The 17,947-nt window shown below is 36.2% G+C and carries 16 protein-coding genes; 6 read left to right on the forward strand and 10 right to left on the reverse strand.

Going from position 1 to position 17,947, the window contains the following annotated elements; translation table 11 throughout:
• Window positions 1-297: 297 nt before the first annotated feature.
• The 10 genes from J2Z38_RS06935 to J2Z38_RS06980 all read right to left on the reverse strand — a co-directional run bounded on the left by J2Z38_RS06935 (window position 298) and on the right by J2Z38_RS06980 (window position 10,133).
• Window positions 298-2,451, reverse strand: a complete 2,154-nt coding sequence (locus J2Z38_RS06935; RefSeq protein ID WP_209774219.1) for a polyribonucleotide nucleotidyltransferase — start codon at window positions 2,449-2,451, stop codon at window positions 298-300.
• Between the two features lie 47 nt (window positions 2,452-2,498).
• Window positions 2,499-2,765 carry a 30S ribosomal protein S15 gene (rpsO, locus tag J2Z38_RS06940; protein WP_308653622.1) on the reverse strand — a complete coding sequence of 89 codons (267 nt, stop codon included), beginning with the start codon at window positions 2,763-2,765 and terminating at the stop codon, window positions 2,499-2,501.
• Window positions 2,766-2,871: 106 nt separating this feature from the next.
• Complete coding sequence (locus J2Z38_RS06945; protein WP_209774227.1) at window positions 2,872-3,816, reverse strand: bifunctional riboflavin kinase/FAD synthetase; 945 nt, start codon at window positions 3,814-3,816, stop codon at window positions 2,872-2,874.
• Window positions 3,791-4,687, reverse strand: a complete 897-nt coding sequence (gene truB / locus J2Z38_RS06950) for a tRNA pseudouridine(55) synthase TruB (protein WP_209774229.1) — start codon at window positions 4,685-4,687, stop codon at window positions 3,791-3,793. The genes J2Z38_RS06945 and truB overlap by 26 nt, the downstream gene beginning before the upstream one ends.
• The gene (locus J2Z38_RS06955; protein ID WP_209774230.1) at window positions 4,680-5,651 is read right to left on the reverse strand and encodes a DHH family phosphoesterase; all 972 of its coding nucleotides are present in this window, start codon (window positions 5,649-5,651) and stop codon (window positions 4,680-4,682) included. The genes truB and J2Z38_RS06955 overlap by 8 nt, the downstream gene beginning before the upstream one ends.
• The gene (rbfA, locus tag J2Z38_RS06960; protein WP_209774232.1) at window positions 5,629-6,015 is read right to left on the reverse strand and encodes a 30S ribosome-binding factor RbfA; all 387 of its coding nucleotides are present in this window, start codon (window positions 6,013-6,015) and stop codon (window positions 5,629-5,631) included. The genes J2Z38_RS06955 and rbfA overlap by 23 nt, the downstream gene beginning before the upstream one ends.
• Window positions 6,016-8,154, reverse strand: coding sequence for a translation initiation factor IF-2 (gene infB, locus J2Z38_RS06965; protein ID WP_209774234.1), 2,139 nt, complete (start codon window positions 8,152-8,154; stop codon window positions 6,016-6,018).
• Between the two features lie 9 nt (window positions 8,155-8,163).
• On the reverse strand, window positions 8,164-8,430 hold the full coding sequence (rnpM, locus tag J2Z38_RS06970) for an RNase P modulator RnpM (protein WP_209774235.1): 267 nt from the start codon (window positions 8,428-8,430) through the stop codon (window positions 8,164-8,166).
• A gap of 27 nt (window positions 8,431-8,457) precedes the next feature.
• The gene (gene nusA, locus J2Z38_RS06975) at window positions 8,458-9,678 is read right to left on the reverse strand and encodes a transcription termination factor NusA (protein ID WP_209774237.1); all 1,221 of its coding nucleotides are present in this window, start codon (window positions 9,676-9,678) and stop codon (window positions 8,458-8,460) included.
• 11 nt (window positions 9,679-9,689) lie between these two features.
• Window positions 9,690-10,133 carry a ribosome maturation factor RimP gene (locus tag J2Z38_RS06980; RefSeq protein WP_209774238.1) on the reverse strand — a complete coding sequence of 148 codons (444 nt, stop codon included), beginning with the start codon at window positions 10,131-10,133 and terminating at the stop codon, window positions 9,690-9,692.
• 268 nt (window positions 10,134-10,401) lie between these two features.
• Here J2Z38_RS06980 and J2Z38_RS06985 point away from each other — a divergent pair, with 268 nt between their 5' ends.
• From J2Z38_RS06985 to J2Z38_RS07010, 6 genes are all read left to right on the forward strand, one after another.
• Complete coding sequence (locus J2Z38_RS06985; RefSeq protein ID WP_209774240.1) at window positions 10,402-11,856, forward strand: carbon starvation CstA family protein; 1,455 nt, start codon at window positions 10,402-10,404, stop codon at window positions 11,854-11,856.
• Between the two features lie 60 nt (window positions 11,857-11,916).
• Window positions 11,917-12,231, forward strand: coding sequence for a hypothetical protein (locus tag J2Z38_RS06990; RefSeq protein ID WP_209774242.1), 315 nt, complete (start codon window positions 11,917-11,919; stop codon window positions 12,229-12,231).
• Window position 12,232: 1 nt separating this feature from the next.
• Complete coding sequence (locus tag J2Z38_RS06995; RefSeq protein WP_209774244.1) at window positions 12,233-13,117, forward strand: AAA family ATPase; 885 nt, start codon at window positions 12,233-12,235, stop codon at window positions 13,115-13,117.
• Entirely contained in the window at window positions 13,110-14,801 is a 1,692-nt protein-coding gene (locus J2Z38_RS07000; protein WP_209774246.1) for a vWA domain-containing protein, read from the forward strand. The genes J2Z38_RS06995 and J2Z38_RS07000 overlap by 8 nt, the downstream gene beginning before the upstream one ends.
• 178 nt (window positions 14,802-14,979) lie before the next feature.
• On the forward strand, window positions 14,980-15,675 hold the full coding sequence (locus J2Z38_RS07005; protein ID WP_209774248.1) for an ABC transporter ATP-binding protein: 696 nt from the start codon (window positions 14,980-14,982) through the stop codon (window positions 15,673-15,675).
• The gene (locus J2Z38_RS07010) at window positions 15,675-17,912 is read left to right on the forward strand and encodes an FtsX-like permease family protein (RefSeq protein ID WP_209774249.1); all 2,238 of its coding nucleotides are present in this window, start codon (window positions 15,675-15,677) and stop codon (window positions 17,910-17,912) included. The genes J2Z38_RS07005 and J2Z38_RS07010 overlap by 1 nt, the downstream gene beginning before the upstream one ends.
• Window positions 17,913-17,947: the final 35 nt, after the last annotated feature.

The raw sequence follows: 17,947 nt of genomic DNA on the forward strand, positions 1-17,947 counted from the left end.
CTTAAGTTCATAAAAACAAATTATTTATAAAAACAACTTAGTTTTACAAAACTATGTCTACCTTTTCCTTATCTTTTCCTTTGCTTAAAAAGATATGGATTTTCCCTCCTTCTCCTTATTTCGTTAAATAAAATAACGATTTCTTATATATTTTATATTATCATATCTTTGATATTTCTGCAACAATAATTACATAATTTCCAGTGTAATATATTATAAAAAATAACGAGAAAAGTCATTTGGGCAAATTTGTCCACAAAAAAACTGCCACAGTTACCTATAGCAGCTTTCAAATTTTTATTTATCTTTTCTATATGGAGACTCATCTACTGGCCATGCTTCAGCCTTTTCTGGTCTTTCAGCTTTTTCAGGTTTTTCTAGTAGGGCTTTTCTTGAAAGGTTTATCCTTCCTTGTCTGTCGATTTCAGTAACTTGAACTCTTACCTTATCGCCAACTTTTAGCTCATCTTCAACCTTATTTACCCTGTGGTGGGCGATTTGGCTGATGTGAAGTAGACCTTCCTTGCCAATTGCAATTTCAACAAAGGCACCAAAGTTCATAAGTCTTACAACTGTACCTTCAAAAACATCTCCTGGTTTTGGATCGGTAACAATAGCCTTGATCATCTCGATAGCTTTCTTTCCGCTTGCTCCATCGTTAGATGCAACTGTGATGTGGCCATCATCTTCTGTTTCAATTTTAACACCTGTAGCATCGATAATCTTGTTTATATTCTTTCCACCAGAACCAATTACATCTCTTACCTTTTCTGGGTCAATGTCGATTGTATATAGTCTTGGTGCATAGTCAGATAATTCTGCCCTTGGTGCATCAATTGCAGATTCGATTACATCTAGAATCCTAAATCTAGCGTCTTTTGCATCAGCAAGAGATTGTCTTAGGACTTCCTCAGTGATACCTGATATTTTCATATCCATTTGTAGGGCTGTGATACCATCACGAGTTCCGGCTACCTTAAAGTCCATATCTCCTAGGTGGTCTTCAAGACCTTGGATGTCTGTTAGGATTGATATTGAGTCATCTTCCTTGATTAGACCCATGGCTATACCTGCAACTGGTTTTTTAATTGGAACACCTGCATCCATTAAAGAGAGGGTTGAACCACAAATAGAAGCTTGGGAGCTTGATCCGTTTGAAGATAAAACTTCAGATACAACTCTGATTGTGTATGGGAAGTCTTTTTCATCTGGAAGTACTGGTACAAGGGCTCTTTCAGCTAGGTGGCCGTGACCGATTTCACGTCTGCCTGGTCCTCTTAATGGTCTTACATCTCCTACACAGAATGGTGGGAAGTTGTACTGATGCATGTATCTTTTTTCTACATCTTCGATATTAAGTCCGTCGATTAATTGGCTATCCGCTGGAGAACCTAAAGTCACAATTGATAATACTTGGGTTTGTCCTCTTTGGAATAGACCTGAACCGTGAACTCTTGGAAGAACTCCTGCTTCTGCAGAAAGTGGTCTTATTTCTGTCATTTCCCTGCCATCTGGTCTGATTTTATCAATAGAAATCATTCTTCTGACTTCTTTTTTCATAATATCATCAATTCTTCTGTGGATTTCATCTTCTGTTTCTGGGAAATCTCCTAGGAATTTTTCCTTAGCTTCCTCTTCTATTCTAAAGATGTTATCTTCTCTTTCAGTCTTGTCTGTTGTCCTAATTGAAGATTTGATTTCTTCTTCAAAAGATTCTGAAATTAGCCTATCAAGTTCGGTTTCTTCATGTTCTTCAACTTCTTTTTTAGGAAGACCAATATCATCTATAATTGTTTGAATAAAGTCAGAAATATCACCTATTTCATCAAGAGCTAGAAGCATTGCTTCAAGCATTTCGCTTTCATCAAGCTCATTTGCTCCAGCTTCTACCATGTTGATAGCACCTTTTTTACCAGCTACTGTTAGTTCAAGGTCAGATTTTTTCCTGTCTTCTTCATTTGGATTTATAACAAGTTTGCCATCAACCTTACCTACCATACAAGCTCCAACAGGACCATCAAATGGAATGTCAGAAATACCTAGGGCTATTGATGCACCAATGGTTGTTAGTGGGTCTGGAAGGTGGTCGTGGTCCATTGATAGGACTGTGGCAATAACTTGAACGTCATTGTAATAATTTTCTGGGAAAAGTGGTCTAAGAGGTCTATCCATTTGTCTAGAAATAAGGGTTGCTTCATCGCTTGCCTTGCCTTCTCTTCTTAGGAAACCTCCTGGAATCTTACCAACTGCATAAAGTTTTTCTTGGAAATCGCAAATAAGTGGGAAGAAATCTATTCCCTCTCTTGGCTTTTCGCTTGCAACCGCAGTTACTAATAGGCTGGTATCCCCACTTTGAATAAAGCAGGCACCATTGGCTTGCTCAGCATACTTGCCGATAGTTACCTCAAAGTCATATCCGTTTTTTGAAGTGTATTTGTAATTTTTGATCATTATCTCTCCTATATATAAAATAAGGCGGGAAAATCCCCGCCAAAAAATTAACCTCTTAGTCCAAGTCTTTCGATAATTGATCTATATCTATCAATATCATTATCTCTTAGATAGTTAAGCATACCTCTTCTACGTCTGATCATTTTGTATAATCCACGTCTAGAAGAATGGTCTTTTGTATTTGATTTTAAGTGTTCTGTTAAGTCAGCTATTCTCTTTGAAAGGATAGCGATTTGTACTTCTGGTGAACCAGAATCTTTCTCATCTAATTGGTATTCTTTGATTATTGCTTGTTTTTCTACTTTGTTCATAATTTCCTCCGTAATAATTTATTCAGCTTTTGCCATGTATTAGTCGAGGTTTCATATACCTAGCAAAGCTACCTCATATATTATACACCCCAAATATTGTTTTGCCAAATCATTTGAGGTTATTTTCAATATATTTAAGACCATTTTCCTTATCCTTATCCATCTGGGCAATCAATTCTTCTGCCGAGTTGAATTTATAGTCTGGCCTTAAAAACTCGATATATTCTACACTTATATTTTCATCATAGATTGACTGGTTGAAATCAAAGATAAAGGTCTCGATTTTTTTATCGTCATCTTCTTCAAAAGTTGGGTTAGAACCAATATTTGTAAGGCCATAATGATTTTCGCCCCTAATATTTGTGACAGTCAGATAAACCCCATCCCTAGGCATTACATAGGGAAAGCTTAGTTCAAGATTAGCTGTGGGAAAATTTAACAATCTCCCCCTACGCCTACCGTGAACGACCTTGCCACGCATCTTATAAGGCCTACCAAGATATTTATTGGCCCTTCTGATTTCCCCTTGTCTTACCATATCCCTAATATGGCCTGAGGAAATTTTTTCGTGATCATCTTCCATTTCAAAATCCACAACATCAGTTTTGTAGGCAAAAATATCTTCATATTCTTTAAGTGTGTCGACATTGCCGCTTGCCTTGTAGCCAAAACGGTAGTCGTCGCCAACTATAATTATCTTTGCATTTAATTTTTCGGCAATTATTGTCTTTATAAAGTCCTTTGGAGATAGCTTCATAAAGTTCTCGTCAAAATTAACCAGGCAAAAAGTCTTAATTCCAAGCTGGGATAGGATTTCAACCTTATCCTCAAGGCTTGATAAGTAGTGCTTTTCGTCCTTTACACTTGTAGAGGTATTTTCCTTAAAAAGTAGGATGGATGGAGTGAGCCCGTATTTTTTAGATAAGTCTACATTTCTTTTCATTAACTTTTGGTGACCTAGGTGGACTCCGTCAAAATATCCCAAAGTCACTACCTTTTTTTCCAAATCTGGTAGGTCGCTATTTAAATCATATATTCTTATCTGATCTTTCATAAAACACTTTCTCCATCTTTAAGAAATTTTTGCCATCTTGACTAAAATTATTTCCTAGTCCGATAAAATCATCGCCGGCATAAACTCTTATAATTTTACCATAATTTTTATCTATTTCTACAACTTGACCATTTACCAATTTATCCAAATATTTTCTATCAAGGACAATCTTTTCAAAATCCTTAAGTGCTGTGTCAATAGAATAAAGTTTTTTAATCAATTCTTCCTTTGGAATTTCTAAAAGATCCCCACTTTTTATAGAGTCTTTTATATCAAAATCCCCAACTCTCACTCTTTTTAACTCATTTACATAAGCAAGGCTTCCAAGTTTTTCGCCTATATCGTCAACTAAGGTTCTGATATAAGTTCCCTTAGAGCAGGTGACCCTAATTGTGGCCTTTGGAAAGGCAAAGAATAAAAGTTCAATGTCGTAAATATTGACCTTTCGCTTTTTTCTCTCGATTTCAATACCTTCACGGGCTAGGTCGTAGAGTTTTTTGCCATTAACTTTAAGAGCAGAATACATGGGAGGGATTTGCTCTATCTCCCCCTTAAAAGTATTCATCACTTGGAGAAATTCTTCCTTAGTGACTTCTTTGTCAGATTCTTCTAAAATCTTACCCGCTGCGTCAAGAGTATCAGTTTTTGCCCCAAGGATTAATTCTGTTTCATAGACCTTATCCTTAGTCATCATATAATCAGAAACCCTGGTGGCCTTGCCAAGGACAATTGGCAAAACTCCACTTGCTTCAAGGTCCAAGGTCCCAGTGTGACCGACTTTTTTCATACCAAGGGCACGCCTTACGAGGCTAACTACCCTGGCTGATGATATGCCTTTTTCTTTATTTACGTTAAGGATTCCCTTAAGCATCTATTTCCTTTAGGACGGCAAGGGCCTTTTCGCATGCAGCTTCTAGGCTGTCATCAAAGATTGAATAACCACTCGCCTTGATGTGGCCACCGCCGCCATTTGCCCTGGCAACAGCGGATACATCTGCTGTTTTACTTCTCATAGAAACCTTGTATTCACCATCGTCATATTCTTTTACAATCATAGACACGTTTACTTCCTTAAGGTCCCTAAGTTTATTTACAATTGATTCTGCATCTCCCATTTGGACGCCGTACTTTGCTACTTGGTCTTTACTTGCAACTGCAAAGGCCTTTTTGTCAAAAAATTCTGCCTTAGATATAATTTCGTTGTGAAACTGCATGACAGCTACTGGTTGAGATTGGTATAGGTTTTTGTAAATATATTCATAATCTATACCGCTTGAAATAAGTTTCCCAGCAGCTCTAAAGGTGTATTCTGACACATTTGAATACATAAACCTACCTGTATCTGTGCATAGGCCAGTAAATAAAAGAGTGCCTATTGTCTTATCCATTGGCAAATCTAGCCTATCTATAACTTCATAAACTATCTCGCAAGTTGCAGGTGATGTTTCATAAATCATGTTTAGGTCACAGTTGATTTTTCCGCCAACATGGTGGTCCATAACAATAGTCTTATCAGATCTTTTGGCAATCTCTGTTGCATGTCCTATCCTGTCAAACTCAGAGCAATCTACAATTATAAATAAATCATACTTATCCCTGCTGGCTTCCTTGTATTGGTCTAATTCTGGAAGGAATTTTAGGTAGTCGTCAATTGGGTCAATCGCGATTACTTCAACATCCTTGCCGTATAATTCAAGCGACTTTCTTAGGCCAAGGGAAGAACCAAGGTTGTCCCCGTCTGGATTCACGTGGCTGGCGATGGCGATTGTATTAGCCTCGTCAACCATTTCTATAAACTTTTCTAAATGCTCTTTACTTATCTTCTCTAGCTTCATTTGCTCTTTTATCCTTTGCGATTGTTTCTGCTATTAATTTATCCATGTAAGCCCCATGTTCTATAGAATTGTCGAATTTAAAACGAAATTCTGGCATGGACCTTAATCTCATCCTCTCACCAATTAGGATTTTGATATAACCCTTAGCTTGGTTTAATGCTTCCATTACATCATCCTTAGTACTATTATCTCCAAGGACTGAAATATAAATATCAGCATAGGATAAGTCATTGGTAACTTCTACATCCGTAACTGATACCATGGCTTCTGTGGATAATCTTGGGTCATTTAGGTCATCCATAATTATCTTGGAAATTTCCCTTTTAACCTCAGATGAAATCCTAGCTGTTCTTTTTTTATTCATCTATAAACTTCTTTCTGTTTCAACCATTTCGTAGGCTTCCATTACGTCGCCTACCTTTATGTCGTTGTATCTTTCAAGTCCGATTCCGCCTTCGAAACCTGCTTGTAGTTTTGAAACGTCATCCTTAAATCTCTTCATTGATGAAATTTCACCATCAAAGATAACTACGTTATCTCTTAGAAGTCTGATTTTTGCTTTTCTTGTTACAAGACCTGTTGTTACCATTACACCTGCAATAGTGCCTGCGCCAGGAATCTTGAAGGTATCTCTAACTTCTGCCCTACCTAGGACATTTTCCTTAAATTCTGGATCAAGCATACCTACTATAGCCTTTGATACATCTTCGATTGCTTCGTAGATTACGCTGTAGGTCCTGATTTCAATATTGTTATCCTTGGCTCTTTCCATAGCTCCTTGAGTAGGTCTTACGTTAAAGCCGATTATAATAGCATTTGATGCTTGGGCTAAAAGAACGTCTGATTCTGTAATACCACCAACAGCTCCTGCTATTACTGATACCTTAACTTCTTCGTTAGATAATTTTGTAAGTGAAGTGCTGACAGCATCAACAGTTCCCTTAACATCAGTCTTAACAATAATGTTAAGTTCTTTTAACTCACCTTCTTGGATGTCAGAATACATATCTTCAAGATTTGTATTGGCCTTTGCAATTAATCTTTCTTCACGTTTAAATTCTGCTGCCCTGTCTGCATAGTCACGTGCAAGTTTTTCATCCTTAACAGCATAAATCTTATCGCCTGCTTCTGCAACGTCTGATAGACCTAGAATTTGAGCTGGGATAGAAGGACCTGCCTTCTTGATTGGCTTACCCTTTGAGTCAAACATAGCCCTAATCCTACCTGAAGCAGAACCTGTTACTACATAATCTCCTTGGCGAAGGGTACCCTTTTGTACAAGAACAGTCGCAACTGGACCTCTTGACTTATCAAGTTGGGCTTCGATTATTAGACCAACTGCATCCCTATTTGGATTTGCCTTAAGTTCCCTAACTTCTGCAACCAAAAGTACCATTTCAAGTAGGTCTTGGATGCCATTTCCTGTGTGGGCTGACACTGGTACCATAATGGTATCTCCGCCCCATTCTTCTGGAACAAGACCATATTCCATAAGGCCTTGCATTACTCTATTTTGATCGGCTGTTTCCTTATCCATCTTATTTATCGCTACAATTATTGGAATTCCTGCTGCCTTAGCGTGGTTAATAGCTTCAACTGTTTGTGGCATAACACCGTCATCTGCAGCTACAACGAGGATTGCAATATCTGTTGATTGAGCACCCCTCATCCTCATTTCTGTAAAGGCTTCGTGGCCTGGTGTATCTAGGAAAGATATGGCCTTTCCATTTATATTTACAGTATAAGCACCGATATGTTGGGTAATACCGCCAGCTTCTCCACGGGTTACAGAAGTATTTCTTATAGCGTCTAGTATACTTGTCTTACCATGGTCAACGTGACCCATTACTGATACAACAGGTGGTCTTTCAATTAAGTTTTCTTCCTTATCTTCGTAGTCAAGGTCATATGATTGCTCTTCTAGGGCATCATAAGCTTCTTCTGGGAAGATTTCCTTGCCAAAGTCCATTGCTACTAGATTTGCTGTATCAAAATCTATTTGGTCGTTAAGTCCTGCCATTGTGCCAAGACCTATTAGTTTTCCTATTACTGAATTTGGGCTTTCTCCAAGTTTGTCTGCAAATGCCTTAACACTTACAGTTTCTGGTATTTCTATTCTTGATTCTTTATTAGCTTTCATATTTTTCTCTTGCCTATTGCTCTTCTTTGATTTTCTCTTCTTGTTCTTCTTTTTTCTATTCTTCTTAACTGGTTTTTCTTCTTCTTCGTCAAAAGTTTTTAAGTCAACTTTCTTTTCTCTTTTTTTCTCTTGTTTTGCTTTTGCTTTAGGCTTTTCTATTATTTCTTCTTCGCTAACTTCTTTGCTAGAATCATCGTTTAATTCGCTTAAGAATTCATTGATTAATTTGCGATTGTCACCGCTTATCATAGACATATGGGACTTAATACCTAGGTTAAATTCGTCATTAAGAATTTTAATCATTTCCTTAGATTCTAAGCCATTTTCTTTTGCTAATTCGTATACTCTTATTTTATCAGCCATCTAATCACCTCATTTTACTTCATAAGCTTCTAACTCCTCATAAATTTCGTCATCTATCTTCATTTTAAAGGCTTGGTTTAGCTTATTTGATTTCTTAAGGCCCTTGATACAAGCTTCACTCTTGCATACATAGGCGCCTCTTCCGTTTAAATTTCCACTTTCATCTATTAGGATTCCCTCTTCTTTGTTTTTTACAATTCTTAAAAGGTCTCCCTTATCTTTTAACGAACCACACACAATACATTTTCTTTGTGGTATTTTGCGAGTTTTTTTCATTTTCTATTCCTTGCTGAAAGCTTACTCCTAGTCTTCAACTTTTTCTGAAATTTCTTCTTCGTCGTTTTCAGAAACTTCTTCGCTTACTTGATCTATTTGTTCTTGGTCTAAATCTTCTATTGGAGAATTTTCTTCGATTTGACTTTCTTCTTCACCTGGAAGATCTTCTTTTTCATTTATTTCGAGAATTTCGTCTATATCTTCTTGGCTTAGCCTATCGAATTCCAATTTTGATTTGATGTCGATTTTCCAGCCTGTTAGCCTTGCTGCAAGCCTTGCATTTTGACCTTCCTTACCAATGGCAAGGGATAATTGGTCATCTTCTACAACTACAAGTGATTGCTTGTTTCTCTCATTAACATAAACTTCAATGATATCTGCAGGAGATAGGGCATTTGAAATAAAAGCTTCTATATCCTTAGAATAATTGATTATATCGATCTTTTCTCCTTGTAGGGAGTCAACTATAGTATTAACTCTAGCTCCCTTATAACCTATGCAAGCACCAACAGCATCTATGGTGTCATCATTAGAGAAAACAGCCATTTTTGTCCTTGATCCAGCTTCTCTGGCTATAGAATAAATTTCTATAACTCCATCAGTTATTTCAGGCACTTCTAACTCAAAAAGTCTGGTTACAAGATTTTCTGAAGACCTAGATAAAACAATTTGTGGGTCCTTGCCAGAATTTCTTACTTCCTTGATTAAAAATTTCATTCTCTCATTTGGAATATAGGATTCTGTAGCAACTTGTTCCTTAAGAGGAACAATACCTTCAATCTTATCTAGATTTACATAAACATTGTACTTATCAACTCTTTGGATAGAACCAGTTATAAGTTCATTTTCCCTGTCTAGATAATCTCCAAATAAAGATTCTCTTTGAGCATCTCTTATCTTTTGGATTACGATATTTCTAGCAGTTTGAGCTGCAACCCTGCCGAAGTTTTTTGGTACAAGTTTAATCCTTGCAGTATCGCCAACAGCTAGAGATGAGTCAACATCCTTAGCATCTTTTAGGCTAATTTGATTAATTGGATCTTCAACTTGTTCTACAACATCCTTAAGGGCAAAAACCCCAATTTCTCCTGTTTCGTGGTCAATTACTACATCAACATTTTCTTGGTTGTCATAATTTTTTTGGTAACTTTTTACAAGGGCCTTTTCTAGAGCGTCTAGGATTACATCTTTTTCTACATTCTTATCCTTGCATAGCTCATCAAGGGCCAACATAAAGTCTTTGTTCATAATATCTCCTTTTAGAACACTATCTCTATTTTTATTTCCTTGATATCTGATTTTTCTATTTCAATATCTTCGCCATCTTCCCTAGCAAAAATTATGGAATTTTCTTTGATATCTTTCAACTTAGCTAGGATAAGGTCTCCGTTTTTAAGCTTAATCTTAAGAAGCTCGTTTTTATTTCTAAGAAGGTCCTTATCAGTCTTAAGTGGTCTTGATAGGTCTTGAGAGGATACTTCTAGGTAATAGGATGTATTGATAAGGTCTAATTCATCTAGCCTTGTATCAAGAAATCCGCTAACCCTCTCACAATCATCAATTGTAATACCTTGTTCATTATAAATATAGAAAACCAATCTGTGGCCGTCTTTTCCGCCTATAAACTCAAGGTCTACAAGCTCATAGCCTAGATTTTCTATTTCGCCTTCTAAGGCATCTTTTAATTTTTCTATTAAATCCATCTCAATTCTCCCCTAACATTAAAAAAAAGTGGAATTTGCGCCCCACTCTTACTGTCTTCATTATACTTTCTTATCATTAAATATCAATGTTTTTATAAATTTAAAGTTTTTAAATATTTTCCTATTTTTCGTATTATATTTTATTTATAACTAATGTATATGAAAATGATTGCGAGATTGAAATTTACAAATAATTTCCAAATAATCCTTGCCTTATTTTTAGAATTATTTTATAATAGAGATAAGATAATAAATAAAGGAGGACACAATGACACTATTTATTATTGGACTAATAATTTTGTTAGGCGGAGGATTTTTCTATTCAAAATACGTTGAAAGTCAACTAGAACCAGACGATAGAGAAACTCCAGCAGTCAGAAAAGCCGACGGTGTCGACTTCGTTGTCATGAGCAAGACCAAAAACTGGCTTATTAACCTACTTAACATAGCAGGTACAGGACCAATCCTAGGCCCTATCCAAGGTATACTATTTGGCCCTATCGCTTTTATAGCCATTCCAATTGGTTGCGTGATCGCTGGTGCTGTTCACGACTTTATGACAGGATTTATTTCTATGAGAAATGGTGGTAGCCAAGTACCAAAACTTGTTGGTAAGTACCTAGGCGGCGGCGTTAGAGTATTTTATAACGTTGTTATCGCAATCTTACTTCTTCTAACAGGTGTTGTATTTGTTTATACCCCTGGAGATTTAATTGCTAAATTCGTTTTAGGAAAAGACCCAGAAGGTGCAATTATTTGGATTATCTATGCTGTAATTTTTGCTTACTACATACTTTCTACTGTAATGCCTATTGATAAGGTTATCGGTAGGATCTATCCTATCTTTGGAGCATTCTTAATTATTTCAGCTGTAGGCGTTTTAATCGGTATCTTCACAAAAGGCGGTGGACACCTTGCTTTTGAAGGCCAAGGACTTCTTGCCCAACATCCAAAGGGACAAAAATTCATCCCAGCCTTCTTCATCACAGTTGCCTGCGGTATCTTATCAGGTTTCCACGGTTCACAAGTAACCCTCGTTTCAAGAACTGTTAAATCTGAAAAAGAAGCAAGAATGACTTTCTACTCAACAATGATCGCTGAAGGTTTTATCGCTATGATCTGGGCAGCAGGTGCTATGGTCCTATTCTCTTCTGGAGAAAGCGCTCTTGATACTCCTGGTACAATCATGGTTGGTAATATTTCTAAATACTTCATGGGTAATGTTGGTGGTCTACTTGCAATCATCGGTGTAATCGCCCTTCCTATCACATCAGGCGATACAGCATTTAGGTCTCTAAGACTAATAATCTCAGAAGAAATGAATATTGACCAAAGAAATCCAGGTAAAAGAGCAGGTCTTGCTGCAGTACTATTTATACCAGCAGCTTTTATCCTTTACTTTGCAAAAACTAACCCAGGTGGATTCAACCTACTTTGGAGATACTTCGGATTTACAAACCAATTCGTAGCCATCTTCGCCCTAGCAGTTGCAAGTGTTTACCTAATCTACAACAACAAAAATTACCTAATTACCCTAATACCAGGCGCATTCTACTGCTTCGTAGTATTCTCATTTATTATAAATGCAGACCCAATTGGACTTAGACAACCATATACAATCGCCTATCCAGTTGCAGCAGTAATCACAGTTTTATATATAGTTTGTGTATTACAACTAGGTAAGAAAAATAGGGCTAGAATTGAATCTATAATTCTAGAATAAAATTTTTAAAAAGGGTGGCTTAGGCCACTCTTTTTTCATATAATAATCCTAGGAGGACCTATGAAATTTATACTAAGTAAAAAAGCAAAAGACTATGTCATAAAGAAAAATATTAGGGAAATATTTATAAATCCAGACCTTGATAGCAAGGAAACCTGCTGCACAATAGGGACTGTGGATTTTGATGTTTCTACAAAACTTTTTGGTAATAAAGAATCCTACAGGAAATTTTCAGATTCAGGCATTGATATCTATGTCAATCCAAATTTCTTTTCCTTTGTAAAAGACCATACAGAAATAGAAATTTCTGCCTTTGGTATTGGTTCTTTCAAAAAACTATATATAGTAAATGAAATAAACACAATCGAGCGATAAAATGAGAAACTTTCATAAAAAAATCGAAGAATTCAAAAATAAATATCCTCTCGACAAGGACCTAGAAAACAGGATTCCAAATCCCAAATTTTTATACATGGGCAATACCATCTTAGAAGAGGCTATAGCCGCCATCCTTGCTGGCAAAAATATCCTCTTAGTTGGAGATAAGTCTACCGGCAAAAATGTCCTCGCAGAAAATTTAGCCTATCTTTTTAGCCGACCTATGTGGAATATTTCCTTCCATGTAAGCGTTGATGCCTCAAGCCTAATTGGCGATGACACCCTAAAATCAGGATCCGTTAGCTTCAGGGAAGGTCCAATAAGTCTTGCAAGCACCTATGGTGGTTTTGCTGTCCTTGATGAGATAAATATGGCAAAAAACGAAGCCATTGCCGTTCTCCATTCAGTCCTTGACTACAGAAGGAGGATTGATGTACCGGGCTACAAACTCATAAATGTCCACCCTGCCACCCGCTTTATAGGGACTATGAACTACGGCTACGAAGGTACTCGTGACCTAAACGAAGCCCTTTTATCTAGGTTTGCCATTATCAAAATGCCTAGGATTTCAGATAATGATTTAAAATACCTTATAAAAACCCACCACCCAGACTTTAAGGAAACTTATATTTCTGACTTAGCAAACTTCTTCAAAGACCTAAAAGATAAGGCGGCTGCCCACGAAATATCTGACTCAGCCCCAGATCTTAGGGGGATTTTTGATGGCCTTGACCTAATCAAGGAAGGCCTCGAATTTAAGGAAGCAATGAAACTTTGTCTTGTAAATAAGATTTTCGATGACTATGAGGCCGACCTCGTTTATGATTTGTTAAAGGCACGCTTTCCAGAAAATATCTATCAAAATGACATGACAAATGACTAGAAATCAAGATCAAATTAATGAAAATAGAATATATAACCTCCAGTGGGCTGGGGCCTCTAATTACGACTTTGATAATTTTATCATAGGAGAAAATATCGACGGCAATCCTGATTTTTACCTCAATCTGATAATTGGCCTTAGTATAAAATATCTGGGAGAAAAAGAAATTCAAAATCTTTTTGATGCCTGGGCCTATAACCCAAGGCGTGACAGGTACGACCTCGCCTTAATCTTTATCCTAGAAGACTTTGCCTACAAAAAAGAAATAGAGAAAAGACCTGTTTTGAAATCTTTAAGAAAATCCTATGCCCAAAAGTTCCTAGATGACAAGTACGACCTCCAAAGGCGAAACCTAGCCCTTAGGCAAAATCAAATTTACAGGCTAGAGTTAATTAGAATGAAGGAAATCCTAGGAGAAAATCCAGGGAAAATTTCCGAAAAAGATTTAAAACTCTATAATAATCTAAAACTTCCAGACGATACTGACAAAAATAATTTAGAAAAAAGGGTCCTAGACCTTTTTAAAACTTATTTGGCCTATAGGGAAAATAATATTCTAAAAAAATTCCCATCCTTAAATCTTTCCCTCTTTGAAAGTGCAGGCATGGTTAGCCTTGAAAGGTCAAATATGCCAGCAAGCTTTGCGGGCAAAAGCCAAAAATCAAGGGGAATTGGAAGTTTTATCCTAGATTTTAAAATCAAAAAACGCAGAGAAAGCCTATCTTACATAGAAAAAACCTTTGGCAAATCATTTTTCGACGAAAAAATTAGGCTAGGAATTGAAAGAGATCTCTGCACTGGCGGTCACAAAAAATCTAGACTTTTTTACACCAGGGGAATTTTAGAAAATGATAGGGACCTCGACCAAGACCTCAATAAAAAAGCTATCGAAAGGCATCTTTTAAAATTTAAGGAAAATAAATCAGCCTACACAAGAGCCATATCAGTCTTATCCAAGGAAATAAAACTCAAATTAAATCTCACTTCATCTTTTGATGAAGACATTTCTTCTAGAGGAAAACTCGTCTCTAATCTTGCCTACAAGGCAGAGATTACCGACAGGGCGAAGATTTTTAAGAAGAAAAACTTGGTAACTGACCCATCAATGAAGGTAGACCTTTTGATTGACGGATCAGCCTCCCTCCTTGATAAGGAATCAGAAGTCGCTATCGAAGCCTATATCCTAGCCAAATCTCTTGAAAATAACTCTATCTTGGTAAGGGTGATTTCTTTTCAGACAGTGGGCGATTTTACAATACTAACTATCCTAAAAGACTACAATGAAAATGCGGAAATAAAGAAAATATTTCGCTTCAAATCTATGGGCTGGAACAGGGACGGTCTTGTCTTTCGTGCCTATATGGCCCTTTTAGATAAAAATATAAAAGATACCCTATCCTTAATTCTTACAGATGCCAACCCCCAAGACCTAAAGCCTCTTATTTCCGATGGATTTAAACTTAACAAGCCCTACCAAGACCAAGTTGGTCTTGAAGATGCCAAGAAAAACCTCAATGCCCTTAGAAAAAAAGGCCTAAAAATTGCTGCAATCATAAGTGGCGACCATATTGAAAATGCCAAGGAAATTTACAGGTCAAACTTCATAAAAATCGACAAAGCAAGCGCCATAGCTAAGGCCTGCGGGAAATTTATCAAAAAACAAATATCATCCATAGAAAGATAAGCTAGAAAAGTAAAAAAATCAAGCCTTCTATAAAGAATAATTTTATTCTTGCTTGATCTAATAATTTTCTAGCTTTTAAAATTTTATTATTTTCTTCAAAACCTGTCCATAACTATTGTAGGTAATTTCCTATCGTGCTATAATAATGATAGAGATTATCAATTGCAAAGGAGCATTTATGATCAAAATTAAAAATTTATGTAAAAGTTACGGTCAAGGCCAGGCTAAGATTGAAGTTTTAAAAAATATTGACCTTGACATAGAAAATGGTAAGATTATCTGTATTTTAGGACCATCTGGGTCTGGCAAGTCCACCCTACTCAATATTATCGGTGGTATTGAAAGCATAGATAATGGTGAAGTTTATATCGGCGAGGAAAACCTTGCTAATATGAGTAAAAAAGACTTGGAAACCTACAGGAGAAATAAGTTAGGTTTTGTTTTTCAGTTTTATAACCTAATTAGCGACCTTAACATTTTAGAAAATATAGAAGTCGGAAAGTTTTTGGCAAAAAATCCCCTAGATATTAATAAACTTGTAGAAGATTTGGGGATTAAGGAACAAATTTACAAGTATCCAAATGAAATCTCAGGTGGCCAAGCCCAGCGAACTTCGATTGCCAGAGCCCTTATCAAAAGGCCGGATATTTTAATTTGTGACGAACCAACAGGTGCCCTTGACTATGAAAGTGCTAAAGATGTCCTAGCCTTGCTTGAAAAAATGAACAAGGACTATAAGGCTACCATTCTTATAGCCAGCCACAACATCCAGATTAGTAAGATGTGCGATTATATCCTAAATATCCACGATGGCAAGGTTAAATCCTATACCAAAAATGACGAGAAAATTCTAGCAAAGGATGTGACCTGGTAATGAAAAACCCAATTTTCAAGAGAGCCTACAGGCAAATTTATTTTCACCCTTCTAGGGTCTTTCCAGTTTTCATAGCACTTTGCTTTATAATTATCTTTTCCTCATCTTTTTTTACAGCCCAAGATTCTACAAAAAAGCTTTATTACGACTTAATAGACAAGGGCAAGGTTGAAGATGGAAATTTTACCTGCCTTGATAAATTAGATGAGAAAAGTTTTAATGATTTAGAAAATAAAAAAATAAATTTATACGAAAATTTTTATGTAAATGCAAAATCAGGAAACAATAAAACCCTAAGAGTCTTTGAAAATAGAGAAAAAATCAATCTTCCATCAATCCTTGAAGGTAGACTTGCCCAAACCAAGGGAGAAATCGCTCTTTCTGCAAACTACGCCAGGGCTAATAGTTTAAAAACTGGAGATTCACTTAGCCTAGAAGGAAAAGATTATAAGATTGTAGGTCTAATCGCCCTTCCTGACTATTCTACCCTTCTTAAAAACAATAGTGACCTAGTCATGGATACTGGATTTTTTGGGGTTGGCCTTGTGGCAAAAAATAGGCTAAAAGATATAACAGATCAAATCACCTACCAATATTCCTACAAAGACAAGGAAGGTTTGCCAAAATCAAAGGCTAGGGACAAGCAAAAAGACTTGCTTAAAATCGTCAACAAAAAAAATATGGTCATAGATTCACTCTTAAAGTATGACAACCAGTGCATCAAGTATTTCATAGAAGACATGGGTGGGGATGTGCCAATGATGATAGCCCTTATGGTTGTCTTAGTCATAGCTATTGCCTTTATCAGCGCCATCCAAGTAAAAAGCATGATTGAAGAAGAATCACCAATTATCGGCACCCTTCTCGCTTCAGGCTACAAAAAAAGTGAACTAAGAAAATCTTATATGCTAATGCCTATTTTCATTACCCTACTCGCCTGCCTAATCGGCAACATCATTGCCTACACCCATACCTACCAGACCTACACAAACCTCTACTACAAGTCCTACGATTTGCCAAAATTCGTGGTTTCTTTTAACCTAAGGTCCTTTATCTTAACCAGCCTAATCCCACTTTTAATTTATTTGATAATAAATTTCCTTGTAATAAGTAAGGCTCTTAACCACAAGGCCATAGACTTCTTAAGAAATACACTCAAATCACCAAGACCAAGGTTAAGGCTAAGGCTAGAAAAATTTTCTTTTATTAACAAATTTAGGTTAAGGGTCATCCTTGCCAATAGAGCCAATATTATCAGCCTAATTTTTGGTATAGGCCTTGCCAACATCCTTTTAATTTATTCTCTAGGTGTGAAGCCAATTTTTACAGACTATGCACAAAAGGTAAAAGATTCAATGAAATATGACTACACCTATCTAGTGAAAGCTCCAGATCCTAGAATCAAAGCAGATAAAATTTCTATTCTTAGCTTTGACTTGGTAGATTTTAATATGAAAAAAATCCAGTGCCTAGGAGTGGATGCCGATTCAAAGTATAAAGATTTGGATATTGGAAATTTGGATAAGGAAGATGTAATAATTTCAAATGGTATGGCTAAAGTTTATAAGTTAAAGGTTGGCGATAATCTTGAAGTCATAGAAAATTTCAACTATGACAAGATAAAACTTAAGATAAAATCTATAGATAAGGCCAATAACCAATTTCAAATCCTCGGCAAAAGGGAAAATATAAATAAAATCCTAGACCAAGATAAGGATTATTTCAATGCCTACGGCTCTGAGCAAAAACTAAATATCGACAAAAATCTCCTAGTAAATGAAATTGACAAGGAAGAAATGAATAAGTTTATGACCCATTTTCTTGATTCCTTTGGTGGGGTCTTCGATAGTCTACTGGTCATAACCCTCATCTTTTACCTTATCATTTCCTATCTGGTCACAAGTCTAATCATAGATAAGTCAAAGACAAATATATCCTACCTAAAGGTCTTTGGAATAAGGGATGGGGAAACTACCAAGATTTACACAAGTCCAATCTTCCTACTTCTCCTAGTCTTTGAAATTATAATGATTCCAGCCATGGACTTTCTAATTAGGTCAATGACTCGCTTCGCCATAACAAAACTAGATGCTTATGTAGAAATAAATATTCCTATTACAAGTTTTCTTGGAGCTATAGGCCTAAGTTTAGTAATTTTTATTATAGTTCAATTTTTAGAAAAGAGAAAAATTTCAAAAATCGATATGGTTAAGGAATTAAAAATTATAAACGGATAAAAAAAGCTGTTGGAAGAAGCAATGCTTCTGTCCAA

The sequence above is a fragment of the Anaerococcus degeneri genome (assembly GCF_017874475.1).
GTDB classification, from domain to species: Bacteria; Bacillota; Clostridia; order Tissierellales; family Peptoniphilaceae; genus Anaerococcus; species Anaerococcus degeneri.

Coding starts and splice junctions, on each gene's coding strand:
- J2Z38_RS06935 (WP_209774219.1), bottom strand. CDS start 2,451: ATGATCAAAAATTACAAATACACTTCAAAAAACGGATATGACTTTGAG.
- J2Z38_RS06945 (WP_209774227.1), bottom strand. CDS start 3,816: ATGAAAGATCAGATAAGAATATATGATTTAAATAGCGACCTACCAGAT.
- truB (WP_209774229.1), bottom strand. CDS start 4,687: ATGCTTAAGGGAATCCTTAACGTAAATAAAGAAAAAGGCATATCATCA.
- J2Z38_RS06955 (WP_209774230.1), bottom strand. CDS start 5,651: ATGAAGCTAGAGAAGATAAGTAAAGAGCATTTAGAAAAGTTTATAGAA.
- rbfA (WP_209774232.1), bottom strand. CDS start 6,015: ATGAATAAAAAAAGAACAGCTAGGATTTCATCTGAGGTTAAAAGGGAA.
- infB (WP_209774234.1), bottom strand. CDS start 8,154: ATGGCTGATAAAATAAGAGTATACGAATTAGCAAAAGAAAATGGCTTA.
- rnpM (WP_209774235.1), bottom strand. CDS start 8,430: ATGAAAAAAACTCGCAAAATACCACAAAGAAAATGTATTGTGTGTGGT.
- nusA (WP_209774237.1), bottom strand. CDS start 9,678: ATGAACAAAGACTTTATGTTGGCCCTTGATGAGCTATGCAAGGATAAG.
- J2Z38_RS06980 (WP_209774238.1), bottom strand. CDS start 10,133: ATGGATTTAATAGAAAAATTAAAAGATGCCTTAGAAGGCGAAATAGAA.
- J2Z38_RS06985 (WP_209774240.1), top strand. CDS start 10,402: ATGACACTATTTATTATTGGACTAATAATTTTGTTAGGCGGAGGATTT.
- J2Z38_RS06990 (WP_209774242.1), top strand. CDS start 11,917: ATGAAATTTATACTAAGTAAAAAAGCAAAAGACTATGTCATAAAGAAA.
- J2Z38_RS06995 (WP_209774244.1), top strand. CDS start 12,233: ATGAGAAACTTTCATAAAAAAATCGAAGAATTCAAAAATAAATATCCT.
- J2Z38_RS07000 (WP_209774246.1), top strand. CDS start 13,110: ATGACTAGAAATCAAGATCAAATTAATGAAAATAGAATATATAACCTC.
- J2Z38_RS07005 (WP_209774248.1), top strand. CDS start 14,980: ATGATCAAAATTAAAAATTTATGTAAAAGTTACGGTCAAGGCCAGGCT.
- J2Z38_RS07010 (WP_209774249.1), top strand. CDS start 15,675: ATGAAAAACCCAATTTTCAAGAGAGCCTACAGGCAAATTTATTTTCAC.